The 17,870-nt window shown below is 72.2% G+C and carries 21 protein-coding genes and 1 pseudogene; 17 read left to right on the plus strand and 5 right to left on the minus strand.

Annotated features, from left to right (window positions below; all coding sequences use genetic code 11):
- The first annotated feature begins 305 nt into the window (after positions 1–305).
- Entirely contained in the window at positions 306–1,787 is a 1,482-nt protein-coding gene (locus tag ACH5AO_RS03425; protein WP_398921311.1) for an MFS transporter, read from the plus strand.
- A 213-nt stretch (positions 1,788–2,000) separates the two neighbouring features.
- Complete coding sequence (locus ACH5AO_RS03430; protein WP_217127567.1) at positions 2,001–2,441, plus strand: DUF5980 family protein; 441 nt, start codon at positions 2,001–2,003, stop codon at positions 2,439–2,441.
- 109 nt (positions 2,442–2,550) lie between these two features.
- On the opposite strand, the gene ACH5AO_RS03435 is transcribed toward ACH5AO_RS03430, so the two are convergent.
- Positions 2,551–2,859 carry a hypothetical protein gene (locus tag ACH5AO_RS03435; protein ID WP_398921314.1) on the minus strand — a complete coding sequence of 103 codons (309 nt, stop codon included), beginning with the start codon at positions 2,857–2,859 and terminating at the stop codon, positions 2,551–2,553.
- A 214-nt stretch (positions 2,860–3,073) separates the two neighbouring features.
- On the opposite strand from ACH5AO_RS03435, the gene ACH5AO_RS03440 reads away from it, so the two are divergent.
- The 4 genes from ACH5AO_RS03440 (at position 3,074) to ACH5AO_RS03455 (ending at position 5,486) form a co-directional block, all read left to right on the plus strand.
- Positions 3,074–3,502: an Hsp20/alpha crystallin family protein gene (locus ACH5AO_RS03440; RefSeq protein WP_398921979.1), complete on the plus strand. Its 429-nt coding sequence runs from the start codon at positions 3,074–3,076 to the stop codon at positions 3,500–3,502.
- 179 nt (positions 3,503–3,681) lie between these two features.
- Positions 3,682–4,158, plus strand: a complete 477-nt coding sequence (locus ACH5AO_RS03445) for a DUF2267 domain-containing protein (protein ID WP_398921315.1) — start codon at positions 3,682–3,684, stop codon at positions 4,156–4,158.
- A 188-nt stretch (positions 4,159–4,346) separates the two neighbouring features.
- A complete protein-coding gene (locus ACH5AO_RS03450) occupies positions 4,347–4,931 on the plus strand; it encodes a sugar O-acetyltransferase (protein WP_398921317.1) in 585 nt (194 codons plus the stop codon).
- A gap of 9 nt (positions 4,932–4,940) precedes the next feature.
- On the plus strand, positions 4,941–5,486 hold the full coding sequence (locus ACH5AO_RS03455; RefSeq protein WP_398921319.1) for a TetR/AcrR family transcriptional regulator: 546 nt from the start codon (positions 4,941–4,943) through the stop codon (positions 5,484–5,486).
- A 23-nt stretch (positions 5,487–5,509) separates the two neighbouring features.
- Here ACH5AO_RS03455 and ACH5AO_RS03460 read toward each other — a convergent pair whose 3' ends face one another.
- Positions 5,510–6,139, minus strand: coding sequence for a hypothetical protein (locus ACH5AO_RS03460; protein ID WP_398921321.1), 630 nt, complete (start codon positions 6,137–6,139; stop codon positions 5,510–5,512).
- Between the two features lie 261 nt (positions 6,140–6,400).
- Here ACH5AO_RS03460 and ACH5AO_RS03465 point away from each other — a divergent pair, with 261 nt between their 5' ends.
- The 5 genes and pseudogenes from ACH5AO_RS03465 to ACH5AO_RS03485 all read left to right on the plus strand — a co-directional run.
- Positions 6,401–6,778: a hypothetical protein gene (locus tag ACH5AO_RS03465; protein WP_398921323.1), complete on the plus strand. Its 378-nt coding sequence runs from the start codon at positions 6,401–6,403 to the stop codon at positions 6,776–6,778.
- Between the two features lie 566 nt (positions 6,779–7,344).
- Complete coding sequence (locus ACH5AO_RS03470) at positions 7,345–8,391, plus strand: peptidoglycan-binding protein (protein WP_398921326.1); 1,047 nt, start codon at positions 7,345–7,347, stop codon at positions 8,389–8,391.
- Between the two features lie 343 nt (positions 8,392–8,734).
- The gene (locus ACH5AO_RS03475; RefSeq protein ID WP_398921328.1) at positions 8,735–9,085 is read left to right on the plus strand and encodes a hypothetical protein; all 351 of its coding nucleotides are present in this window, start codon (positions 8,735–8,737) and stop codon (positions 9,083–9,085) included.
- Positions 9,086–9,229: 144 nt separating this feature from the next.
- Positions 9,230–9,811, plus strand: coding sequence for a L,D-transpeptidase family protein (locus ACH5AO_RS03480; RefSeq protein WP_398921330.1), 582 nt, complete (start codon positions 9,230–9,232; stop codon positions 9,809–9,811).
- Between the two features lie 40 nt (positions 9,812–9,851).
- Positions 9,852–10,097 (plus strand): annotated as a pseudogene (locus tag ACH5AO_RS03485) (hypothetical protein); the annotation flags it as partial.
- A 241-nt stretch (positions 10,098–10,338) separates the two neighbouring features.
- Here the strand turns inward: ACH5AO_RS03485 and ACH5AO_RS03490 are convergent.
- Complete coding sequence (locus ACH5AO_RS03490; RefSeq protein ID WP_398921332.1) at positions 10,339–10,749, minus strand: RidA family protein; 411 nt, start codon at positions 10,747–10,749, stop codon at positions 10,339–10,341.
- A 79-nt stretch (positions 10,750–10,828) separates the two neighbouring features.
- Between ACH5AO_RS03490 and ACH5AO_RS03495 the strand changes: the two genes are divergently transcribed.
- A complete protein-coding gene (locus tag ACH5AO_RS03495) occupies positions 10,829–11,200 on the plus strand; it encodes a winged helix-turn-helix transcriptional regulator (RefSeq protein WP_398921334.1) in 372 nt (123 codons plus the stop codon).
- Between the two features lie 173 nt (positions 11,201–11,373).
- Here the strand turns inward: ACH5AO_RS03495 and ACH5AO_RS03500 are convergent, their stop codons facing one another.
- Positions 11,374–12,102: an SDR family oxidoreductase gene (locus ACH5AO_RS03500; RefSeq protein WP_398921336.1), complete on the minus strand. Its 729-nt coding sequence runs from the start codon at positions 12,100–12,102 to the stop codon at positions 11,374–11,376.
- Between the two features lie 75 nt (positions 12,103–12,177).
- On the opposite strand from ACH5AO_RS03500, the gene ACH5AO_RS03505 reads away from it, so the two are divergent.
- The gene (locus tag ACH5AO_RS03505; protein WP_398921338.1) at positions 12,178–12,555 is read left to right on the plus strand and encodes a MerR family transcriptional regulator; all 378 of its coding nucleotides are present in this window, start codon (positions 12,178–12,180) and stop codon (positions 12,553–12,555) included.
- Positions 12,556–12,582: 27 nt separating this feature from the next.
- On the opposite strand, the gene ACH5AO_RS03510 is transcribed toward ACH5AO_RS03505, so the two are convergent.
- Positions 12,583–13,017: an ester cyclase gene (locus ACH5AO_RS03510; RefSeq protein ID WP_398921340.1), complete on the minus strand. Its 435-nt coding sequence runs from the start codon at positions 13,015–13,017 to the stop codon at positions 12,583–12,585.
- A gap of 120 nt (positions 13,018–13,137) precedes the next feature.
- Between ACH5AO_RS03510 and ACH5AO_RS03515 the strand changes: the two genes are divergently transcribed.
- The 4 genes from ACH5AO_RS03515 (at position 13,138) to haaT (ending at position 17,848) form a co-directional block, all read left to right on the plus strand.
- Complete coding sequence (locus ACH5AO_RS03515; RefSeq protein ID WP_398921341.1) at positions 13,138–13,620, plus strand: hypothetical protein; 483 nt, start codon at positions 13,138–13,140, stop codon at positions 13,618–13,620.
- 63 nt (positions 13,621–13,683) lie between these two features.
- Positions 13,684–13,902 carry a hypothetical protein gene (locus tag ACH5AO_RS03520; RefSeq protein WP_398921342.1) on the plus strand — a complete coding sequence of 73 codons (219 nt, stop codon included), beginning with the start codon at positions 13,684–13,686 and terminating at the stop codon, positions 13,900–13,902.
- Positions 13,899–14,807, plus strand: a complete 909-nt coding sequence (locus ACH5AO_RS03525; RefSeq protein WP_398921344.1) for an ADP-ribosylglycohydrolase family protein — start codon at positions 13,899–13,901, stop codon at positions 14,805–14,807. Before ACH5AO_RS03520 ends, ACH5AO_RS03525 begins: the two co-directional genes overlap by 4 nt.
- Positions 14,808–15,067: 260 nt before the next feature.
- Positions 15,068–17,848 carry a cyclophane-containing RiPP biosynthesis TPR protein HaaT gene (haaT, locus tag ACH5AO_RS03530; protein WP_398921346.1) on the plus strand — a complete coding sequence of 927 codons (2,781 nt, stop codon included), beginning with the start codon at positions 15,068–15,070 and terminating at the stop codon, positions 17,846–17,848.
- The last annotated feature ends 22 nt before the right edge of the window (positions 17,849–17,870 follow it).

Here is a 17,870-nt window from a genome sequence, read left to right on the forward strand (position 1 = left end):
ATCCGCGGGTGCGTCGTAGTTGTCCGCGCAGTTCCCCGCGCCCCTGGGGGGGGGCGACCCGCCCAGATTGTCCGCGAGTACGTCGTGGCTGGTCGCGCAGTTCCCCGCGCCCCTAGGGAGCACCCCCACCGTGGCTTCCCCCTCCCCCTCGTCTTCCCGACCAACGGCGACAGCAACGCCCTCAGGGGCGCGGGGAACCGCGCGATCAACCACGACGCACCCACGGGAACCCACCGCAAAAGCGGGCGGCGTGAAAACCCGCACCCGAGGGCATACGGAGGTTCGCTTCGCCAGGGAGGGAGCCCATGACCACCACACAGCCCGGAACCGGACAACGCACCATCACCACCAGCATCCCCGCCCGCCTGGACCGCCTCCCGTGGTCCCGCTGGCACTGGACCGTCGTCATCGGTCTCGGCACCGTGTGGATCCTCGACGGCCTGGAGGTCACGGTCGTCGGCAACATCGCGAGCCGCCTGTCCGAGCCGGGCAGCGGACTGCCCATCACCTCCGGCGAGGTCACCGGCATCGCCGCCGCCCTCTACGTCGCCGGCGCCTGCGCGGGCGCCCTCTTCTGGGGCCGCCTGACCGACGTCTGGGGCCGCAAGAAGCTCTTCATGATCACCCTCGCGGTCTACCTGGGCGCCACCGCCCTCACCGCGGTCGCCTTCGACACCTGGTGGTTCTTCCTCTTCCGCTTCCTCACCGGCTTCGGCATCGGCGGCGAGTACGCGGCCATCAACTCCGCGGTCGACGAGCTGATCCCGGCGAAGTACCGGGGCCGCGTCGACCTGCTGATCAACGGCAGTTTCTGGCTGGGCGCGGTCGGCGGCTCCCTGCTGTCGATCCTCGCCCTGGACACCGACGTCTTCCCGGCGAACGTCGGCTGGCGCCTGACCTTCGCCCTCGGTGCCGTCCTCTCCCTGGTCATCCTCCTCGTACGCCGTCACGTCCCGGAGAGCCCGCGCTGGCTGCTGATCCACGGCCGCGACGAGGAGGCGGAACGCATCGTCGGCGACATCGAGCGCCGGGTCGAGGCCGAGCGGAACGAGCCGCTGCCCCGCGCGGAGGGCGAGCTGACGATCCACCAGCGCGAGAACGTCACGTTCACCGAGATCGCCCGCACCGTCTTCGCCAAGTACCGCAAGCGCTCCGTCCTCGGCTTCTCCCTCTTCATCGGCCAGGCGTTCCTCTACAACGCCATCACCTTCGGCTTCGGCGCGATCCTGACCACGTTCTTCGACGTCCCGTCCGGCAGCACCGGCTACTACTTCGCCGTCATCGCGGCCGGCAACTTCCTGGGCCCGCTGCTGCTCGGCAAGCTCTTCGACACGGTGGGCCGCCGGGTGATGATCTCCGGCACGTACCTGCTCTCGGGCGTCCTGCTGTTCGGCACGGCCTGGCTCTTCGACCGGGGTTCGCTCAGCGCGACGACCCTCACCGCCTGCTGGTGCGCGGTGCTGTTCTTCGCCTCGGCCGGCGCGTCCAGCGCGTACCTGACGGTCTCCGAGGTCTTCCCGATGGAGACCCGCGCGATGTCCATCGCCTTCTTCTACGCCCTCGGCACCGCCGCCGGCGGCATCAGCGGCCCCCTGCTGTTCGCGAAGCTCACGGAGACGGGCGTGGTCGGCGACACGGTCCTCGCCTTCCAGATCGGCGCCGGCCTGATGTGCGCGGCGGGCCTGGTGGCCACGTTCCTCGCGGTGAAGGCGGAAGGCCGCTCCCTGGAGGACATCGCGGCCCCGCTGTCGGCGGCCGGGGCGAAGGCGGGGGCGGCGGGAAGGTGACCGGGCCGCGGGGCCGCGGCAGGACCCTTGTCGGACACCGGACGGCGACATCAGGCCACTGGTCTTTGAAAGTGCAACTACCCCCTTGTTCGAGGATCGTCACGCGGGTGACACTCGCTGACGGCGGCCGGCCCCCCTCGGCCCGGTGGTCCGGGCCGGCGGGAACGTCGTACCGCCTCGTGCGTCCCCATGCCCTCGATCATGGAGGTACCGATGAAAACAAGCCGTCGCGGGGCCGGATTACTCCTCGGTCTGTCCTCGGCCCTGACGTTCTCCCTCCTCGGCGCGTCCCCGGCGTCCGCCTCGACCTCGACGTGGACGCTGGAGGCCGAGGGGCAGGTGCGGTGTGTCCGTGGTGGGTTCTCATGGACGTACGCCCTGTCCCCGGTGTCCGGAAGCTGGTCGAAACCCATCACGACCGGCATCCGCAACCTGCCGGGCAAGTCCTCCGCCAACCTGGGCCGTCAGATCATCCCCCCGGGCACGAACGAACGTGACCCCGCTGACGGCAGCCTGCCCGTCAACGGCTACGTCTTCTTCTCCCTGGGGCTGGCTCCGGTCGGTGAGTACACCGCCGAGATCTACGCCACCGACGGCGAGCGGACCGAGACCGACCAGCTGAAGATCGTCTACCAGGACGAGTACTGCCAGTAGGCCCCGTGGAACGACCCTGAGCCATGGTGCCCGGGCACCCGGCCCGTCGGCCGGCCGGCCCGGGCACCACGGCGCGGTCGCCGGAACACCCTCGCGCGGCCGCCCTCCCTCAGCCCCGTCCCCGCCGGTCGGCCACCGCCCACGAGGCGAGCGCCACGGCGCCGGCCACCCCGAACACGGCGGGCCAGGCGCCCACCCTCTTCGCCAGCGGATGCGACCCGGCGAACGCGGCGACGTACGCCACCGACAGCGCCCCCGCCGCCCGGCCCCCGGCCCGCTCCCGCCACTGCTGCGCGGCGGCGGCCCCGGCGGCGGCGAGCACGACCCCGCCCAGCTGCCGCTTCCGCGTCCAGCGGGCCACGCCGTACCCCCCGACGAGTCCACTCGCCGCCACCACGGAACTCGGTACCTTCGCCATGCCTGCTGCCTCCTGCCACTGCGCCGGCCCACCGGGCCGGGGACGTCCGGGCTTCGAGGCTAACGCTCCGGGAGACGGCCCCCGCGCCCAGGCCCGAAGCCGACCGTGTGACACAACCTGAGTCCTGGCTTGTCAACTTTCCTCCCTCGAGCTATATAAGAAGGCAGACCGTAAGGGCATCGCAGATGACACCCACGGAAGGAGATGACCCGTGATGCTCATGCGTACCGACCCGTTCCGCGAATTCGACCGACTCGCGCAGCAGGTCTTCGGCGCCACCACCACCGGCCGTCCCGCGGCGATGCCGATGGACGCCTACCGGGCGGGGGACGACTTCATCGTCCACTTCGACCTCCCCGGCATCGACCCGGAGACGATCGAACTCGACGTCGAGCGCAACGTCCTCAACGTGCGCGCCGAGCGCCGCTCCCCGGCGCCCGAGGGTGCGGAGACCGTGGTCGCCGAGCGGCCCACCGGCACCTTCACCCGTCAGCTCTTCCTCGGCGACACCCTGGACACGGAACGCATCGACGCCTCGTACGAGTCCGGTGTCCTGACCCTGCGCATCCCGGTCGCCGAACAGGCCAAGCCGCGCCGCATCCAGATCACCGGCGGTGACAGCCGCAAGCAGATCGGCGGCTGACCCCCTCGCGCGGCCCGCGCACCCCACTCACCCCACGCGTCCCGCGGACCCGAACGATCCGCGGGACGCGCCCCCGCGCGCACCCGGCCCACGTGACGGCACATGCCCGGGAAGAACCGGGGCACTGGAGATACCGGAGACCGGGGCACTGGAGAACCGGAGAAGGAGAGAAGCACCGGATGACCACGCTGACACCGCAGAAGCCCGCGACCGCGAAGCAGGCCGGAGGCGTCCCGGCCCCGGCGGCCGTGCCCCGGAACGACGGCTGGCACCGACTGATCGACGCCGTACGGGAGTCGGGCCAGTACCCGACGCGGTCGCAGGCGGAGAACGTCACCCGTGTCGTCCTCTCCGCCCTCGGCGGCCACGTCGTCGGCGACGAGCGCGTCGACCTGGCCCGCGCCCTGCCCGAGGAGGCGGCCAGAGCGGTCGCCTCGCAGATCCCGGTGACCCGCAGAATGACCGCCGCGGAGTTCGTCGACTCGGTGGCCGCCCGCCTCGAGGGCGCGACGCCGGCGACCGCCCGCTGGGACGTCAGCTCGGTCCTGGGCGTCCTGCCCGACCTGGTCGGCGACGCCCTGGTCACCCGCGTCCTGGCCCAACTGCCGCCGGGCTACGCCCTCCTCTTCGGCCGCGCGGAACTCTCCCCGGCGTGACGGCCGGGCGGCGGCCCTCACCCACGTGAGAACCGCCCCGCCCTGGCTCGGCCCGGCCCCGGACACGCGTCCGGGGCCGCGTCGCGTCCGCCCCATGGTTCGACGACGCCCCTCCCCGCGCGCCGTCCCGCGAGCCCCCGCCCACACCGACTATCCGCCCGCGCGCTCCAGAGCGTACGATCGTACGCATGACGACGGACGGCTACTTCGCGAACGACCCGCGCACGCATCTGGAGCGCATGCTCGCGGGCGACCTGTACATCGCCGACGACCCGGAGATCGCCGCCCGCCAGCAGCGCGCGATGCGGCTCGCGGCCCGCTACCAGGCCGCCTATCCCGAGAACCCCACCGAGGCGAGGCCGATCCTGACCGAGCTCCTCGCCTCGGTGGGCGAAGGCGTCGAGGTGCGCCCGCCGCTGTACGTCGACTACGGCAGCAACATCAGCATCGGCGCCCGCACCTTCGTCAACTACAACCTGACCGCCCTGGACGTCGCCCGGATCACCATCGGCGAGGACTGCCAGATCGGCCCGAACGTCCAGCTCCTCACCCCCACCCACCCCGTGGAGCCGCAGCCCCGCCGCGACAAGCTCGAGGCCGCGCTGCCCATCACCATCGGCGACAACGTCTGGCTCGGCGGCGGCGCGATCATCTGCCCCGGAGTGACCATCGGGGACAACTCCGTCATCGGCGCCGGCGCGGTGGTCACCAAGGACATCCCCGCGAACGTGGTGGCCGTCGGCAACCCGGCCCGCCCGGTCCGCACCCTCTGACCCGCCCGCATGGCCACCGGACACACCGACCCCCACCGCCGCGAGCGCATCCTCGCGGCGGCGCTCGACCTCATCGCCGAGGAGGGCGTGGCGGGCGTCTCCCACCGCAAGATCGCCGCACGGGCCCAGGTCCCCCTGGGCTCGATGACGTACCACTTCACCGGCATCGACGACCTCCTGCTCGAGGCGTTCACCGGCTACGCCGACCAGGTGGTGACCCTCTTCGAGCACCACCTCACCGGCGCCGGCACCCCCGACGAGGCCCGCGAAGCGGTCACCGACCTGATCCACACCCTCTCCGAGGGCGCGCGCCGCGACCTGGTCCTCACCCAGGAGCTCTACACCCTGGCGGCCCGCCACGAGCCGTACCGCGCCCTGTGCGCCCGCTGGATGCGCCGCAGCCGCACCCTCCTGGAACGGCACTTCGACGCCGCCACGGCCCGCCGACTGGACGCCCTGATCGAGGGCCTGACCCTGCACCGCGCCCTGGACGACACCCCGTCCGACCGCGCACTGACCCGCGAGGCGGTCGCCCGCATCACCGCCGCGCCCTGAACCACCCGTGGCGCGGGCCGGTTTCAGCCCAGCATGTTCCAGACGGCCGCCGAACGGGCCTCGGAGACCAGTTCGTCGAGGGCCGAGCCGCCCTCACCGTCGCCGCCGCGCCGGGGCTCCGGTTCCCGCTCCTCCGGCTCCTCCGGCACCACGGACCACAACGGAGCGCCGCCGGGGAGGGCGGCGACGGACGGGAAGCGCAGATCACCGGCGAACCACAACACCCCCCGGCCGTCGGCCATTCCGAGCCAGACGTCCTTGGGCACGCGCCCCCGGAACGACGCCGCGACGCTCTTGTCCGGTGCCAGCAGCAGGATGCGGCGCTCCAGCGACTTCCCCGGGATCGCCTCCAGCCTGCACGGCCACACCTGCCAGCGGTTGTCCGCCAGGATGCGCAACGTCTTCTTCGGAGCCGACTTCACCGTCAGCACCCAGCCGAGGACGAAGCAGGCGCCGACCGGGCCGGCGACGAAGAGAAAGAGCCCCGTGTCGGTCACCGCGGTGGCGGCGAACACCAGGAGGAGCATGAGCGGGGCCACCCAGAGGATCCGGCGGTTCGCGATCTCCTTGAACCGTTCCACCTGTGCCGGTACCCCGGGCGTGTCCACCGCGGGACGCGGTGACACCTGGTACCCGTACTCCTCGGCAAGCATCCGTTCCCCCGGTGCGTCGGCTGTGCCCCACGTGTCGGTCGAATGGTAGGGACGTTCAACCAGATTCGCTCGGTTGCTCGTTGGACGGACCGCGCGCCGTGAGTCCTGTCGGCCGCCTGTCCGGGCGGTGGCGCGGGGCTCCTTCGGGTCCGCGGGAGGCGACGGCCGTCCGAACCGGCCGGGGAGGCCGAAAAGCGATGCTTGACGATTCAACATATTTGTTGTGAGCATGCGGGTGACGTCCTGAGATCGGAGCCCCCCATGCGTCTGAAGTCCCTCGCCCTCGCCGCGATACCCGCGGCCTTCCTCGGTGTCATGGCATCCGCGCCCAGCGCGTCGGCGTGGTCCACCGGGAACTGCGAGACGGGTACGTTCTGCGTCTGGCCCGAGTACTGGTACGGCGACACGGACATGACGCCGTCGCTGGTGACCGACGGCGAATGGTCCGGCAGTGCTCTCGGCCACATCTTCTACAACAGGACGTCCCAGGACGTCACGATGACGTACGTCATCGTCGGCCACGAGGAGCAGGGGCCCCAGACCTCGTGCGTCTCCAGCGGCCACGGCAGCTACTTCACGATGCCGATGTACGTCACGGACATCGCCTGGCGTGAGGACGACGGCAGCCCCTGCTGGTGACCGCCCCGGGGCCGGGACCGCGTCCCTGGAACGACCGGCCGCCGAACGCCGGACGGCCACCCGGCTGAAGACGGACCGGCCGCGCGGACCGGCAACACGGACCGGCCGCGCGGACCGGCAACACGGACCGGCCGCGCGGACCGGCACCCGGCATCGAGGGCCGGACCCGGCCGACCGCCCGGCCCTCCCTCCCGCCCACGTCCTTCCCGCGCCCCTCCTGCGCCTCTCCCGCACCCTTCCCGCGTCCTTCCTGTGGGTGAGCGACGCGTGCCGCACCGGCACACGTCCGGGTGAACGCGTGCCCTCCGCGCCGGTGTTCGGCACGGCTCCCCCGCAGGGGCCATGGGCAGCCCTGTTCGCCGGCCGCGGAACGTCCGGCGGCCGCGCGGAGCCGCGGACGGCCCTCGACGGAGCCGCCGGACCCCCCGTCCGGCGTCGCTACGATCTGCGCCGCTGTGGGCCGATGCATCCGCTCCTACCGCCATGCACGCGATCGACCTGCCGTTATGCGGCGATGCAGGCGGCGTGGACGCCCGGCCGTTCCGCGAGACGACGGGGAGAGACACATGGCGCACGAGCCGGAGGCGCAGGACCGGGGGCAACGGCCGGGGGAGCGGCTGGCGCGACTGCTGCGACGCTGGTGGGAGGAGGCCGGGAGCGCGACCGGCGGCACGCGGCCCACACAGCAGGCACTGGCCTCGAAACTGGGCATCGACCAGACGACGCTCTCCCGCTACCTCAACCCGAAGCACGCGTCGACCGCTCCGCCGAGGGTGGTGGAGGCGCTCCACGCCCACCTGCGCGCCCCGGCGGCCGAGCTGGCGCTGGCCAGGGAACTGTGCAGGGCGGTGGCGGAGGGAAACAGCGGCCAGACGGCCGTCGGCGACGTCCCGGAACCCACCGACGCGGCCGGTACCACGGGCACCGCGAGCACCACGGGCACCGCGGGCGGCACGGGCCGACGCGGCGTCCCCGGTCTGCCGGGGCGGTGCCGGTGGGTGCGGCCGGCGCTGATGGCCGCGGTGGTGGTGCTGGCCTTCGTCGCCGGGGCGGCCGTGCGCGACCAGTACGCCCCCCACCCCCGGACCGCGTCCGACGGTGTGGCGGCCGGCGCCGTCCCGGCGAGCGGCGCGCCGCTGGAGTGGCCGCTGCTGATGAAGCGGAAGGGGGACCAGTTCACCCGCGGCCGCGCCCTGCAGCACCTGCTGAGGGCGCACGGCTACGAGGTGAAGGCGGACGGGTTCTTCGGGGACGAGACCCAGGACGCCGTCATGGACTTCCAGCGCGGGAACAACCTGTCGTCCGACGGCAAGGTGGGCGAGGACACCTGGCCCGAACTGGTGGTCCCCCTCAGGCGCGGAGCCCACGGACACGCGGTCCTGGCCCTCCAGGAGCTCCTGCACAACACGGGCCAGGGCGGCACGGAGGTGTCGGGGGAGTTCACCGCGGCGACCGCCGAGGACCTGAGGTACTTCCAGAGCAGCCACGGCCTGCGGCCGGACGGCAGGGCCGACGCCGACACCTGGCTGGCCCTGCTGGTGTTCCAGCGCCCGCCGGCCGACGCCCCCGCCTACCAGAGGCCCACGAGCCCACCGCCGTCCACGCCGGCGTGAGCGGACCGGGCCGCCCGCCCCCCGTGAGACGTCATGAGACGTCCGCACGGGGCGGGCGGCCCGCATGCACGCCGCCCGCCCCCGTGCCGCATGATGCGCAACCCTTTCCCCCGGCGGACATAACCGCAGGTCAGGACCTCTTCCCATGTGCTGCACGGAGCCTGCATGGATGCGCCTGTGCAGATCCCCGGGCATGTCTTCCCGCACCCTGCCCCCGCGGTCAGTCTGGTTGCCGTGCCCGGCGCTCCCCGGCCACCCCGGCCCGCCCTCGTCGGCGGGCGGCGTGCCCGGGGCGTGGCGCCGGTGCGCTTCCCGACCACTCTCCATCCGAAGGGGTACCTCCATGTCCGCTGTCCGCAAGTCCGTCATGTCCGCGCTGTCGACGATCGTCCTCGCCGGCGGGCTCGCCGTAGGCGCCGCCGGTACGGCGAGCGCCGCCACCTGCCCGTCCACGGCGGCCCCGAAGATCGACGGCGCGGTCGCCGAATGGTCCCTGAGCTGCACGGGCGGCGGCGTGCGGGTGGCCGGCTGGCTCGAGGACACCCGCATGGACGGCAAGTGCGCCATGGTCCGCATCAGCGCCGGCAACGGCGGATACGAGACGAAGCAGGCCTGCGGCTCCGGGGTCCGCGAGCAGTTCGACTTCACCTTCGCCGGGACGAACTCGGCCCAGGTGCGCCTGGCCATCGCCTGAACCCCGTTCCGGAGCGGGCGGTGACGCCCGCTCCGGAACGTCCGGGGCGCCCGCCCGGCGGGGGAGCCCGGGCGGGCGCGCACCCCGTGCCCGCACGACCGGCGGAACCGGCCGCGAGGAAAGAACGAGGAACGAGGCAGGCACGTGAACGCGAACAAGGGCCCCCTGCGCGACCTCATCACGGCGTGGGCGGTGATGACCGCCCTGGCCCTCACCCCGGCCGCCCTCGCGGGCGACCCCGCCGGAGCCGGAGCCGAGGCCGGAGCGGCGGCACCGGCGACCACCCTGGTCTTCGACAAGAACCCCGACGACCCCACCGACTCGACGCTCTCGGTCCACCGGGACGGCAGACTCCGCGCCGCCTACCGGGCCGGATCGGGCCTCGGCGTCCAGGACGACTGCGCCCGCGCCAAGGGCTGGATCCCGGACGGGAACTGGGAGATCCGCTCCCGCACCCGCACCTACGACGGCGACCTCATCAAGGGATACGCCGTCCACCTCCAGGACATGACGTGCTCCCGGGGCACCGTGACGCGCACGGGGATCTTCATCCACTCCGAGACGGACCGCGACGGCGGCGAGGGCACGTCCGAGACCCGCCGCTGGGACGGCCCGGGCGACTACGCGTCCAACGGCTGCGTGAAGCTGAACCCGAAGGACATCGGGGAACTGTTCCGCCTCCTCGACCGCATCGGCTGGCCGACCCACCTGCGCGTGCTCCCCTGACCCGGGTGGCGCGGTCCGGCACACCGGCCGGACCATCCGCCTGCGGCACGACCCGCGTGCGGTGCCGCACGTCCGGGGCGGTGACGTGTGGTCGTTCGCCGTCGCCGAGTGCGAGGCCGAGAACTCCGGCGTCACGGCGGTTCCCGGTGACGCGGTCGGCCGTGAGCTCCTCGGCATGCTCCCGGAATCCGCGAGGGCCGAGGACGAGGACGCGTTCCCGGAACGGCTGGTCGCCGAACGCCCAGGGGCCGCCACCGGTGGGGGGTGGCGGCCCGGGGGCGGCTGAAGTGCGGCTCCTCGTCCGCTCCGTCGCCCCCGGCGGCCCCGGCCGCCGGAGGGCTTCGGCAACGGCCGGTCCGGCGCCGCGGGGGTACTTCACCGATGGGGCAGCTCTCCGGGTGACGAACCGGGAGAACGGAACCGGACGTCCTCGTCCGGCCGGGGCACGCGCAGTCCACGAACACGCACCGCCGAAGAGCGCGAGCCCTTCACCTGCCCCGGGCGGACGGGCCTGTGCGAGCGGTCGGTCAGTCGACGATGGCGGTGGCCTCGATTTCGACGAGGACGCCCGGCTCGAAGAGGCAGTCGACGCCGATGAGCGACGACGGGGGAAGGGGCTGGGGCAGCCCGATCTCGTCCGCGACGCTCTCGACGCCCGCCATGAAGGCGGTCATCTTCTCCGGCTCCCACTGGGTGACGTAGACCGTCAGCCGCACCACGTCGTCGAACGTCGCGCCGGCCCCGGCGAGACCGCGTGCGGTGTTCCGCAGCGCCTGTGCGACCTGTCCGGAGAGATCTCCTGCCGCGACGGGCGTCCCGTCCGCGAGACTGGAGGTCTGCCCACTGACGTAGACATGCCTACTTCCGGTGCCGACGGCGACGTGGTGGTAAGGCGTGGGCTGCAACAAGCCCTCAGGGGTGAAACGTTGGACGGGCACGGTGATCTCCTGCCGATGGCGGACTTGGTATAGCTTTGATACCTAGGAGACGCAGGAAACTTCAACGAGACCAGGTTTCATGACCGATACCGCCGCTTCCCGTGACGACGAGCTGAGCATCCCGGCGCCGCATCGTGAACTGCTCGACCAAGTGCTGGACAAGTGGTCGTTGAGCGTGCTCAGCGAGCTGTGCGAGGGACCGCGCCGGTTCAACGAGCTGCGCCGCGCCATCCCCTCGGTCACACAGAAGTCACTGACCGCCACCCTGCGCAGGCTGGAGCGCAACGGCATCATCGAGCGCGAGGTCGTGAGCTCCAGGCCCGTCGCGGTGGAGTACCGGATCACTCCACTGGGGAAGACCATGCGCCCTCCCGTCGATGTCCTCCTGGACTGGGTACGGATGTACATGCCCCGGATCGAAGAGGCACGGGAGGCCTTCGACGCCGAGTGAGAAGCGGAACGGGAAGCCCACCCGCGCTCCACCACACGCTCCGGCCGTCACCGACAAGGCGGCCTACCTCTCCACTCCTTCCTCTGACGAACCTGCCGGACCCGTCACCGGTTCCTCGGAACCGGCCTGTCCGGCCCGAGCACCGAAGTGCACGCTCCTGTCGGCAGGTTCCGTCAGGCCGCCGTCAGCGCCGCCAGGGCGCGGCCCATCGCGGCGTTGAACTCCTCCGGCGCCAGCGGCAGCCGGGACTTGACGTCCCGGCTCCACTGGTCGGCGAGGACCTCGGCGGAACCCGCCTCGACACCGTCGAGCGCCGCGTCGGCCAGGTCCGACGGCGCGATCTTGGCCACGGGCCAGCCCGCCGCCATGTCGGTGTCGGCCAGCCCGAGGTGCACCGCCGTGACGAGCGTGCCCTGCTCGGCGAGCTCCAGGCGGACGCCGTTGGTCATGGCCCACGCGGCGGCCTTGGACAGGTGGTAGGCGCCCGCACCCCTGCCCCCGAACCACGACATGGCGGAGAGGACGTTGACGATCGCGCCCCCGCCGTTCCCGGCGAGCACCGGCGCGAACTCCCGGACCATGCCCAGGTGGCCGAACACGTTGGTCTCCATCTCGCGCCGCACCGCGTCCGGTGAACCGGTCACCAGGTCGGTCCCCGTACTGATCCCCGCGTTGTTGACGAGCAGCGAGACGTCAGGGGCAGCCTCGGCGGCGGCCCGTACGGACGCGGGATCGGTGATGTCGAGGGGCAGCACCTCGACCCCGGGCAGGTCCACGGACTCCGGCCGGCGGGCCGTCGCGTAGACCTTGCGGGCGCCCCGTTCGAGCAGGCGCTCGGCGAAGGCGCGGCCCAGGCCGCGATTGGCTCCGGTGACAAGGGCGACTGAGTTGTTGATGTCCATGCCCGGTACGCTAAAAGCTGACGTCAACGTCAAGGGCAAGTGCCGGTCGTCAGGACCGGGGTGAGGGGCGTCACCATGACCGTCACACAGACCGCGGCCGGTCGGCTCGTACGCATCGGCGAGGTGGCGCGGGCCGCCGGAGTCTCGACACGCGCCGTGCGCTACTACGAGCAGCAGGGACTGCTCATCTCGGAGCGCAGCCCCTCCGGCCAGCGCCTCTACCGGCAGGACGCCGTCACCCTGGTGCGCTTCTTCCAGCAGATGTTCGCCGCCGGCCTGACCAGCCGGAGGATCGCGGAACTCCTCCCGTGCTGGGACTCCGGGCACACCGACGCCGACCAACGCGCCATGCTGCGCGCCGAGCGCGACCGCATCCAGGCCAAGGTCGACGAGCTGCAGGCCGCCCTGGACCGCCTCGACGAGGTCATCGCGATCACGGACACGCACCCGTAGGCGACCGCGCCGGGGTCCGTCCCCGCGTCAGGACGGGAGGGCGCCGAGCTGACGCAGCAGCGAGAGGACGTCCACGACCCCCCGCACCTCGGCGATCCGCCCGCCCGCGAAGCGGAAGATGAAGATCTCGCCGTAGGAGACGGTCCTCCCGGTGGGCGGCACACCCTGGTACTCGCCCCGGTGGGTCCCGGTCACCGTGTTCCTGACGACGATCCTGTCGCCCTCCGAGATCGTCTCCTCGACGGTGACGTGGATGTCGGGGAACGCCCGCAGGAGCACTCCCCACACCCGCTTCAGGGCCTCCGCACCCGTCAGCCCCATCGGCACCGGCGCGTGGAAGAGCACATCGGGCGCGACGAGCTCGTCGACGGCCTGGAAGACCAGCTCCGGGCTGCCGCTGTTCACGGCGGAGTGGAAGCGCTGGAGCGTCGCCGCATTACCCGTCGTCCCGGCTGCCGACATGAGCTCTCTCCTCTGCTCCGTGCTGGATGTCCCGGCAATACGACGACCCGGCCACCGGGAATGTGACACGGCACCCGGCCGGGGCGTCGTGACCGGTCACCGTGAGGCGATGATGTGCGGGTGTTCTACGAGGACCTCAGCACGTACGAGTACCTGGACGACGACGCCTTCACGGACCTGGAGTCCGGCTTCCACGAACTCTGGTACCGCCCCGCCTACACCCGCCTGAACGTCGGCTGGCTGGAGGCCGGCAAGCCGTACGCGACGGGCCCGGTCCCCGAGGCGTTCGTGGAGAAGCTGAAGGCCGTCCAGCGGGTCCAGTGGATGAACGTCTGCCTCGGCGCGCACGAGTGCGACCTGTGCCCGGCCGGGGACGAACCACCCCCGGAGGGCAACGGCGAACTGCGCATCCCGGCCACCCCCGGCCTCGCCTACGCCGCCCCCTCCCTCATCACCCACTACGTCACCACCCACGCCTACCGCCCACCCCAGCCCTTCATCGACGCCGTCCTCGCCGTCGACACCGACGCGTGGGCCTCCGCACGATGGCCCGACGTACCGTTTCCCTGGGTGCCGGAGGACGCGGAGCGCATGACGGAGTAGCTGCCGGGGCGCCTGCCGTCAACCAGTGCGACCAAGGGTCGCCATAAGGGGCAGGAGCTGCCGATGATCGTGACGATCCGCCCCACCGGCAAGCGGGAAATCGCAGCCCTGGCCGAACTGATCGAGGAGGTCGGGCGGTTCCACGGATCGACCGACGGACGCCCGGCCGACGCAGACGGACCGAAGCGGACCTCGGTCCTTGTGCCGGTCGGCGGGATCACGTCGAGCCGGCTCCGAAAGGGAGTGCGGGAGAGCCGTCGTGCTGCGAGACTGCGCCGATGATCAACGTGCCTACCGCTGTGCTGGATTCGTTGTACGGGCTCGCGTTCGGCGACGCTTTCGGCGACCGCTGGTTCGGCATCCTGCGCAGGCACGGTCCAGCAGCCCTGGAAGAGCGGACGCTGCCCCCGGAACCGCTGTGGCGGTGGAGCGACGACACCGCTCAAGCGCTGGTTCTCGTCCGGGAACTCGTCGAGGGCGGGGGTGTCGTCGACCAGGACCGCCTGGCCCTGCGCCTCGCGGCGGCCTACGCCGAGGACACGCACCGCGGCTACGGAGCCTCGATGCATGACGTGCTGCGCCGGATCGGCGCGGGCGAGCCCTGGCGGGAGGTGGTCGCCGGACAGTTCGGCGGCCAGGGCTCCTGGGGCAACGGCGCGGCCATGCGAGCCGCCCCGCTCGGTGCCTGGCACAGCGCCGACCTCGATGCGGTCGCCGAGCAGGCCGCCCGCCAGGGCGCGGTCTCGCACTACCACCCTGAGGCGGTCACCGCAGCGGTGGCGGTCGCCCTGGCCGCGGCGCTGGCCACCCGCAGCCGGGGCGGACCCACCCCGGCCGGACCGGATTTCCTTCAGGCAGTCGCCGAACGGCTCCCCGACAGCGACGTCCGGTCGGGAGTGCGGATCGCGGCCCGGATGCCGGAGCACACCTCGGTCCGGCACGCCGCGGAGGTCCTGGGCTCCGGCTACCGGATGTCAGGGCCCGACACCGTCCCGTACGCCCTGTGGTGTGCGGCGGGGCACCTCGACGACCTGCACGAGGGCCTGTGGGTCACGGTCGCCGGGCGCGGCGACATCGACACCACCTGCGCCATCGCGGGCGGGATCATCGCCGCCCGCACCGGCGTCGCCGCCCTTCCCCCCGCATGGCACGCGGCCCGCGAACCGCTGCCCCCGATCGTGCCGTAGCCAGGACTCCCACGGGACGAGTTCAGGCGCCACCGGCAGAGGAGCGCGGGCCATGAATTCCTCGAACACACGGCCTGGCCGACCTCCCTGCGGGTGATGTCCTGACCCGGCCGAGACACTTCCAGCAGCATGGCGCGATGGCGACCTTGACCCGTCTCCGTATTGCCTGATGCGCTGGGTCAGTTGGGCGCTGGAAATCGGGGGAAACAGGTGATCGCAAAGCTGTCCGGGCCGGGCGCGGACGCGTGGACGGCCCGCGGATGAGGGCGCGGCGCGGGGCGGTGATCGCCGTCGTCGCCGCCGGCGGTGCCGTGACGACGATGCTCGTGGGGCTCGTGACCAACGCGGTGTCCGAGTCGCAGTGGCCGGGCTGGCTCGGATGGCTGCAGGAGCACGCCTGGCTGTCGTTCGTCGTACTCGGCGCTGCCATGGTCGGGTTGTCCGTGCTCCTGGCGGCCCTCTCGGAGACCGGCACACCCACAGGAGCACCACGCGCTCCCTCACCAGGACCGGACGACGGAACACAGCCCCCGGGAGCAGCCCTGGTCCTGCGCTCCTTACCGCGTGACACGGCGGCCTTCACCGACCGCGGTGCCGAACTGGACGCACTGGTGCGATCCGTGCGGGAGTCCCAGGACAACGGCACCGCCCTGCCCGTCCACGTGATCGACGGGATGCCCGGCGTCGGCAAGACGACCTTCGCCGTCCACGCGGGGCACGTGCTGTCCGAGCGCTTCCCGGACGGGCAGCTCTTCGTGAACCTCAACGGGCACACGACAGGCCGCGCTCCGGTGCAGGCCACCGAAGCCCTGGCCTCGCTGCTGGCGGCGACCGGCGTGCCGTCGCAGCAGATCCCCGTGGGCGACGACGAGGGCGCGGTCGCCGAGGCACGGGCCGCGATGTGGCGCAGCCGCCTCGCCGGAAGGAAAGCACTGCTCATCCTGGACAACGCGGTCAGCTACCGCCAGTTGGAACCGCTGCTCCCGGGAGGCCGTGACTGTCTCGTCCTGGTGACCAGCCGGAAGCGGCTGGCGGCGTACGAGGAAGTGGTCGTGTCGGTGGACGCCCTGCCGCCGGACCACGCGGTCGACCTCTTCGTACGACTCAGCGGCCGGCCGCCGGAATCACTCGACCGCGGGGTGATCCAGGAGCTGGCCGCGCAGTGCGGACACCTCCCCCTCGGCATCTCGCTGCTCGCGGCACGACTGCGTCACCACCCGTCGTGGAGCGTGCGGGACCTGCGCTCACGGCTGGTGGCCGCCGGTGACCGGCTGGGCGAGTTCAGGGCCGGGGAACGTGGCATCGCGGCCACCTTCGAGCTGTCGTACCGGGATCTGGAACCGGGACGGCAGCACTTCTTCCGCTGCCTCGGCTGCTATCCCGGAACCGACCTCGACGCCCCTACGGGGGCGGCCCTCGCGGCGGTCCCGGTGAGCGCCGCGCGGGAGCACCTCGATGCCCTGTACGACGCCCACCTGATCGACGAACACCCCGGAAACCGTCACCGGCTGCACGATCTGCTGCGCGACTACGCCCGCGCTCTCGCCGACGAGGAAGGCACCATGGAACACACCGAGGCAGTGCGGCGTGTGGGGACCTACTACCTGACCGCCCTCGCCGCGGCCAACCGGCACATCCTGCGGGGCGGCGCCCCCGCACCCACGGTCCCCGACGGCGGCGCCCGCCTGGAGACGCCGCCTCTGACGTCCCGCTCCGAGGCACTGGGCTGGCTGGAGGACGAGCGGGCCAATGTCCTGGCCTGCATCCGCCGTGCGAACGGGCTGGGGCTGCACGAACTGGTGGTCCGCATGGCCGCGGCCATGGCACCGTTCCTGCGGCAGGCCGGACCGTGGGACCAGGCCGTCGGCCTCCACCGAACGGCAGCGGAGGCCGCCCGGCAGACCGGCGACCGCCGTGCACTGGCGGCGGCGCTCACCGAGTCGGGCGTCATCCGGCGCTTCATGGCCGCCTACCCCGAAGCGATCGAAGCCCTGGAGCAGGCGATCACCGAGTACGAGGCGGTGGGCGAGAAACGCGGCAAGGCCGAAGCCCTCAACCAGCTCGGCATCGTCCGGTACATGATCGCCGACAACGAGGCGGCGGCCGAGGCGCAGACCGAGTCCCTCAGCCTCTACCGTGAGGCCGGTGACCGGCTCGGTCAGGCGAACGCCCTCGCCGACCTCGGTATGGTGCGCCGGCAGAGCAGCCGCTTCGACGCGGCCGTGGAGGCACAGAGCGAAGCCCTGACGCTCTACCGCGAGCTGGGCGACCGCTACGGAGAAGCCAACTCGCTGCGCGACCTCGGCATCGTGCACGGCCTGATGGGCGACTACGCGGCGGCGGCGCGCTGCCAGCACGAGGCGCTGGAGATCTACCGCTCCCTCGACGACCGCGTCCACCAGGCCTACGCCCTCAACGAACTCGGTGTCGTGCACCGGCTCACCGGCGACTTCGCCCAGGCACGCCTGATGCACGACCAGGCCCTGGAGCACTACACGGAGCTCGGAGAACGCTTCGGCCACGCGAACAGCGTCCGCCACCTCGGGACACTCGACCGGACGGAGGGCAGGGCCACCGAGGCCGTCACCCTGCTCGAACGGGCACTGGACGCCTACCGCGAACTCGGCAGCCGCGGCGGAGAGGCAGCCACCCTGGGAGAACTGGGGGCAGCACGCGCGCTGGCAGGAGAGGAAGAAGACGCCGCCACGGCGTTCGGGCAGAGCCTTGTGATCCTGCGCGCCCTCGGTGACCGCTGCGGTGAGGCCCAGGTCCTGAACCACTACGGAGACCTGCTGCGCGCCTCCGGCGACCCGACGGCCGCCCGCAGCCACTACACGGACGCCTTACGCCTGGCCAGGGAGGTCCGCTGTCCCCTCGAGGAAGGGCGGGCGCTGGAAGGCGTGGGCCGCTGCGACCGCATGACCGAGGGCCCCGCGCGTGCTGCGGAATCACTGCGCCAGGCACTGGAGATCTTCCGGCGCCTGGGCGCGGACACCGCGGCCGACACCGTACAGGCGCTGCTTACCGCGCAAACGGGCTGACCGGGAACCATGGCCGGATTCT

It is taken from the genome of Streptomyces sp. NPDC018964 (genome assembly GCF_044390325.1).
Lineage (GTDB): Bacteria > Actinomycetota > Actinomycetes > Streptomycetales > Streptomycetaceae > Streptomyces.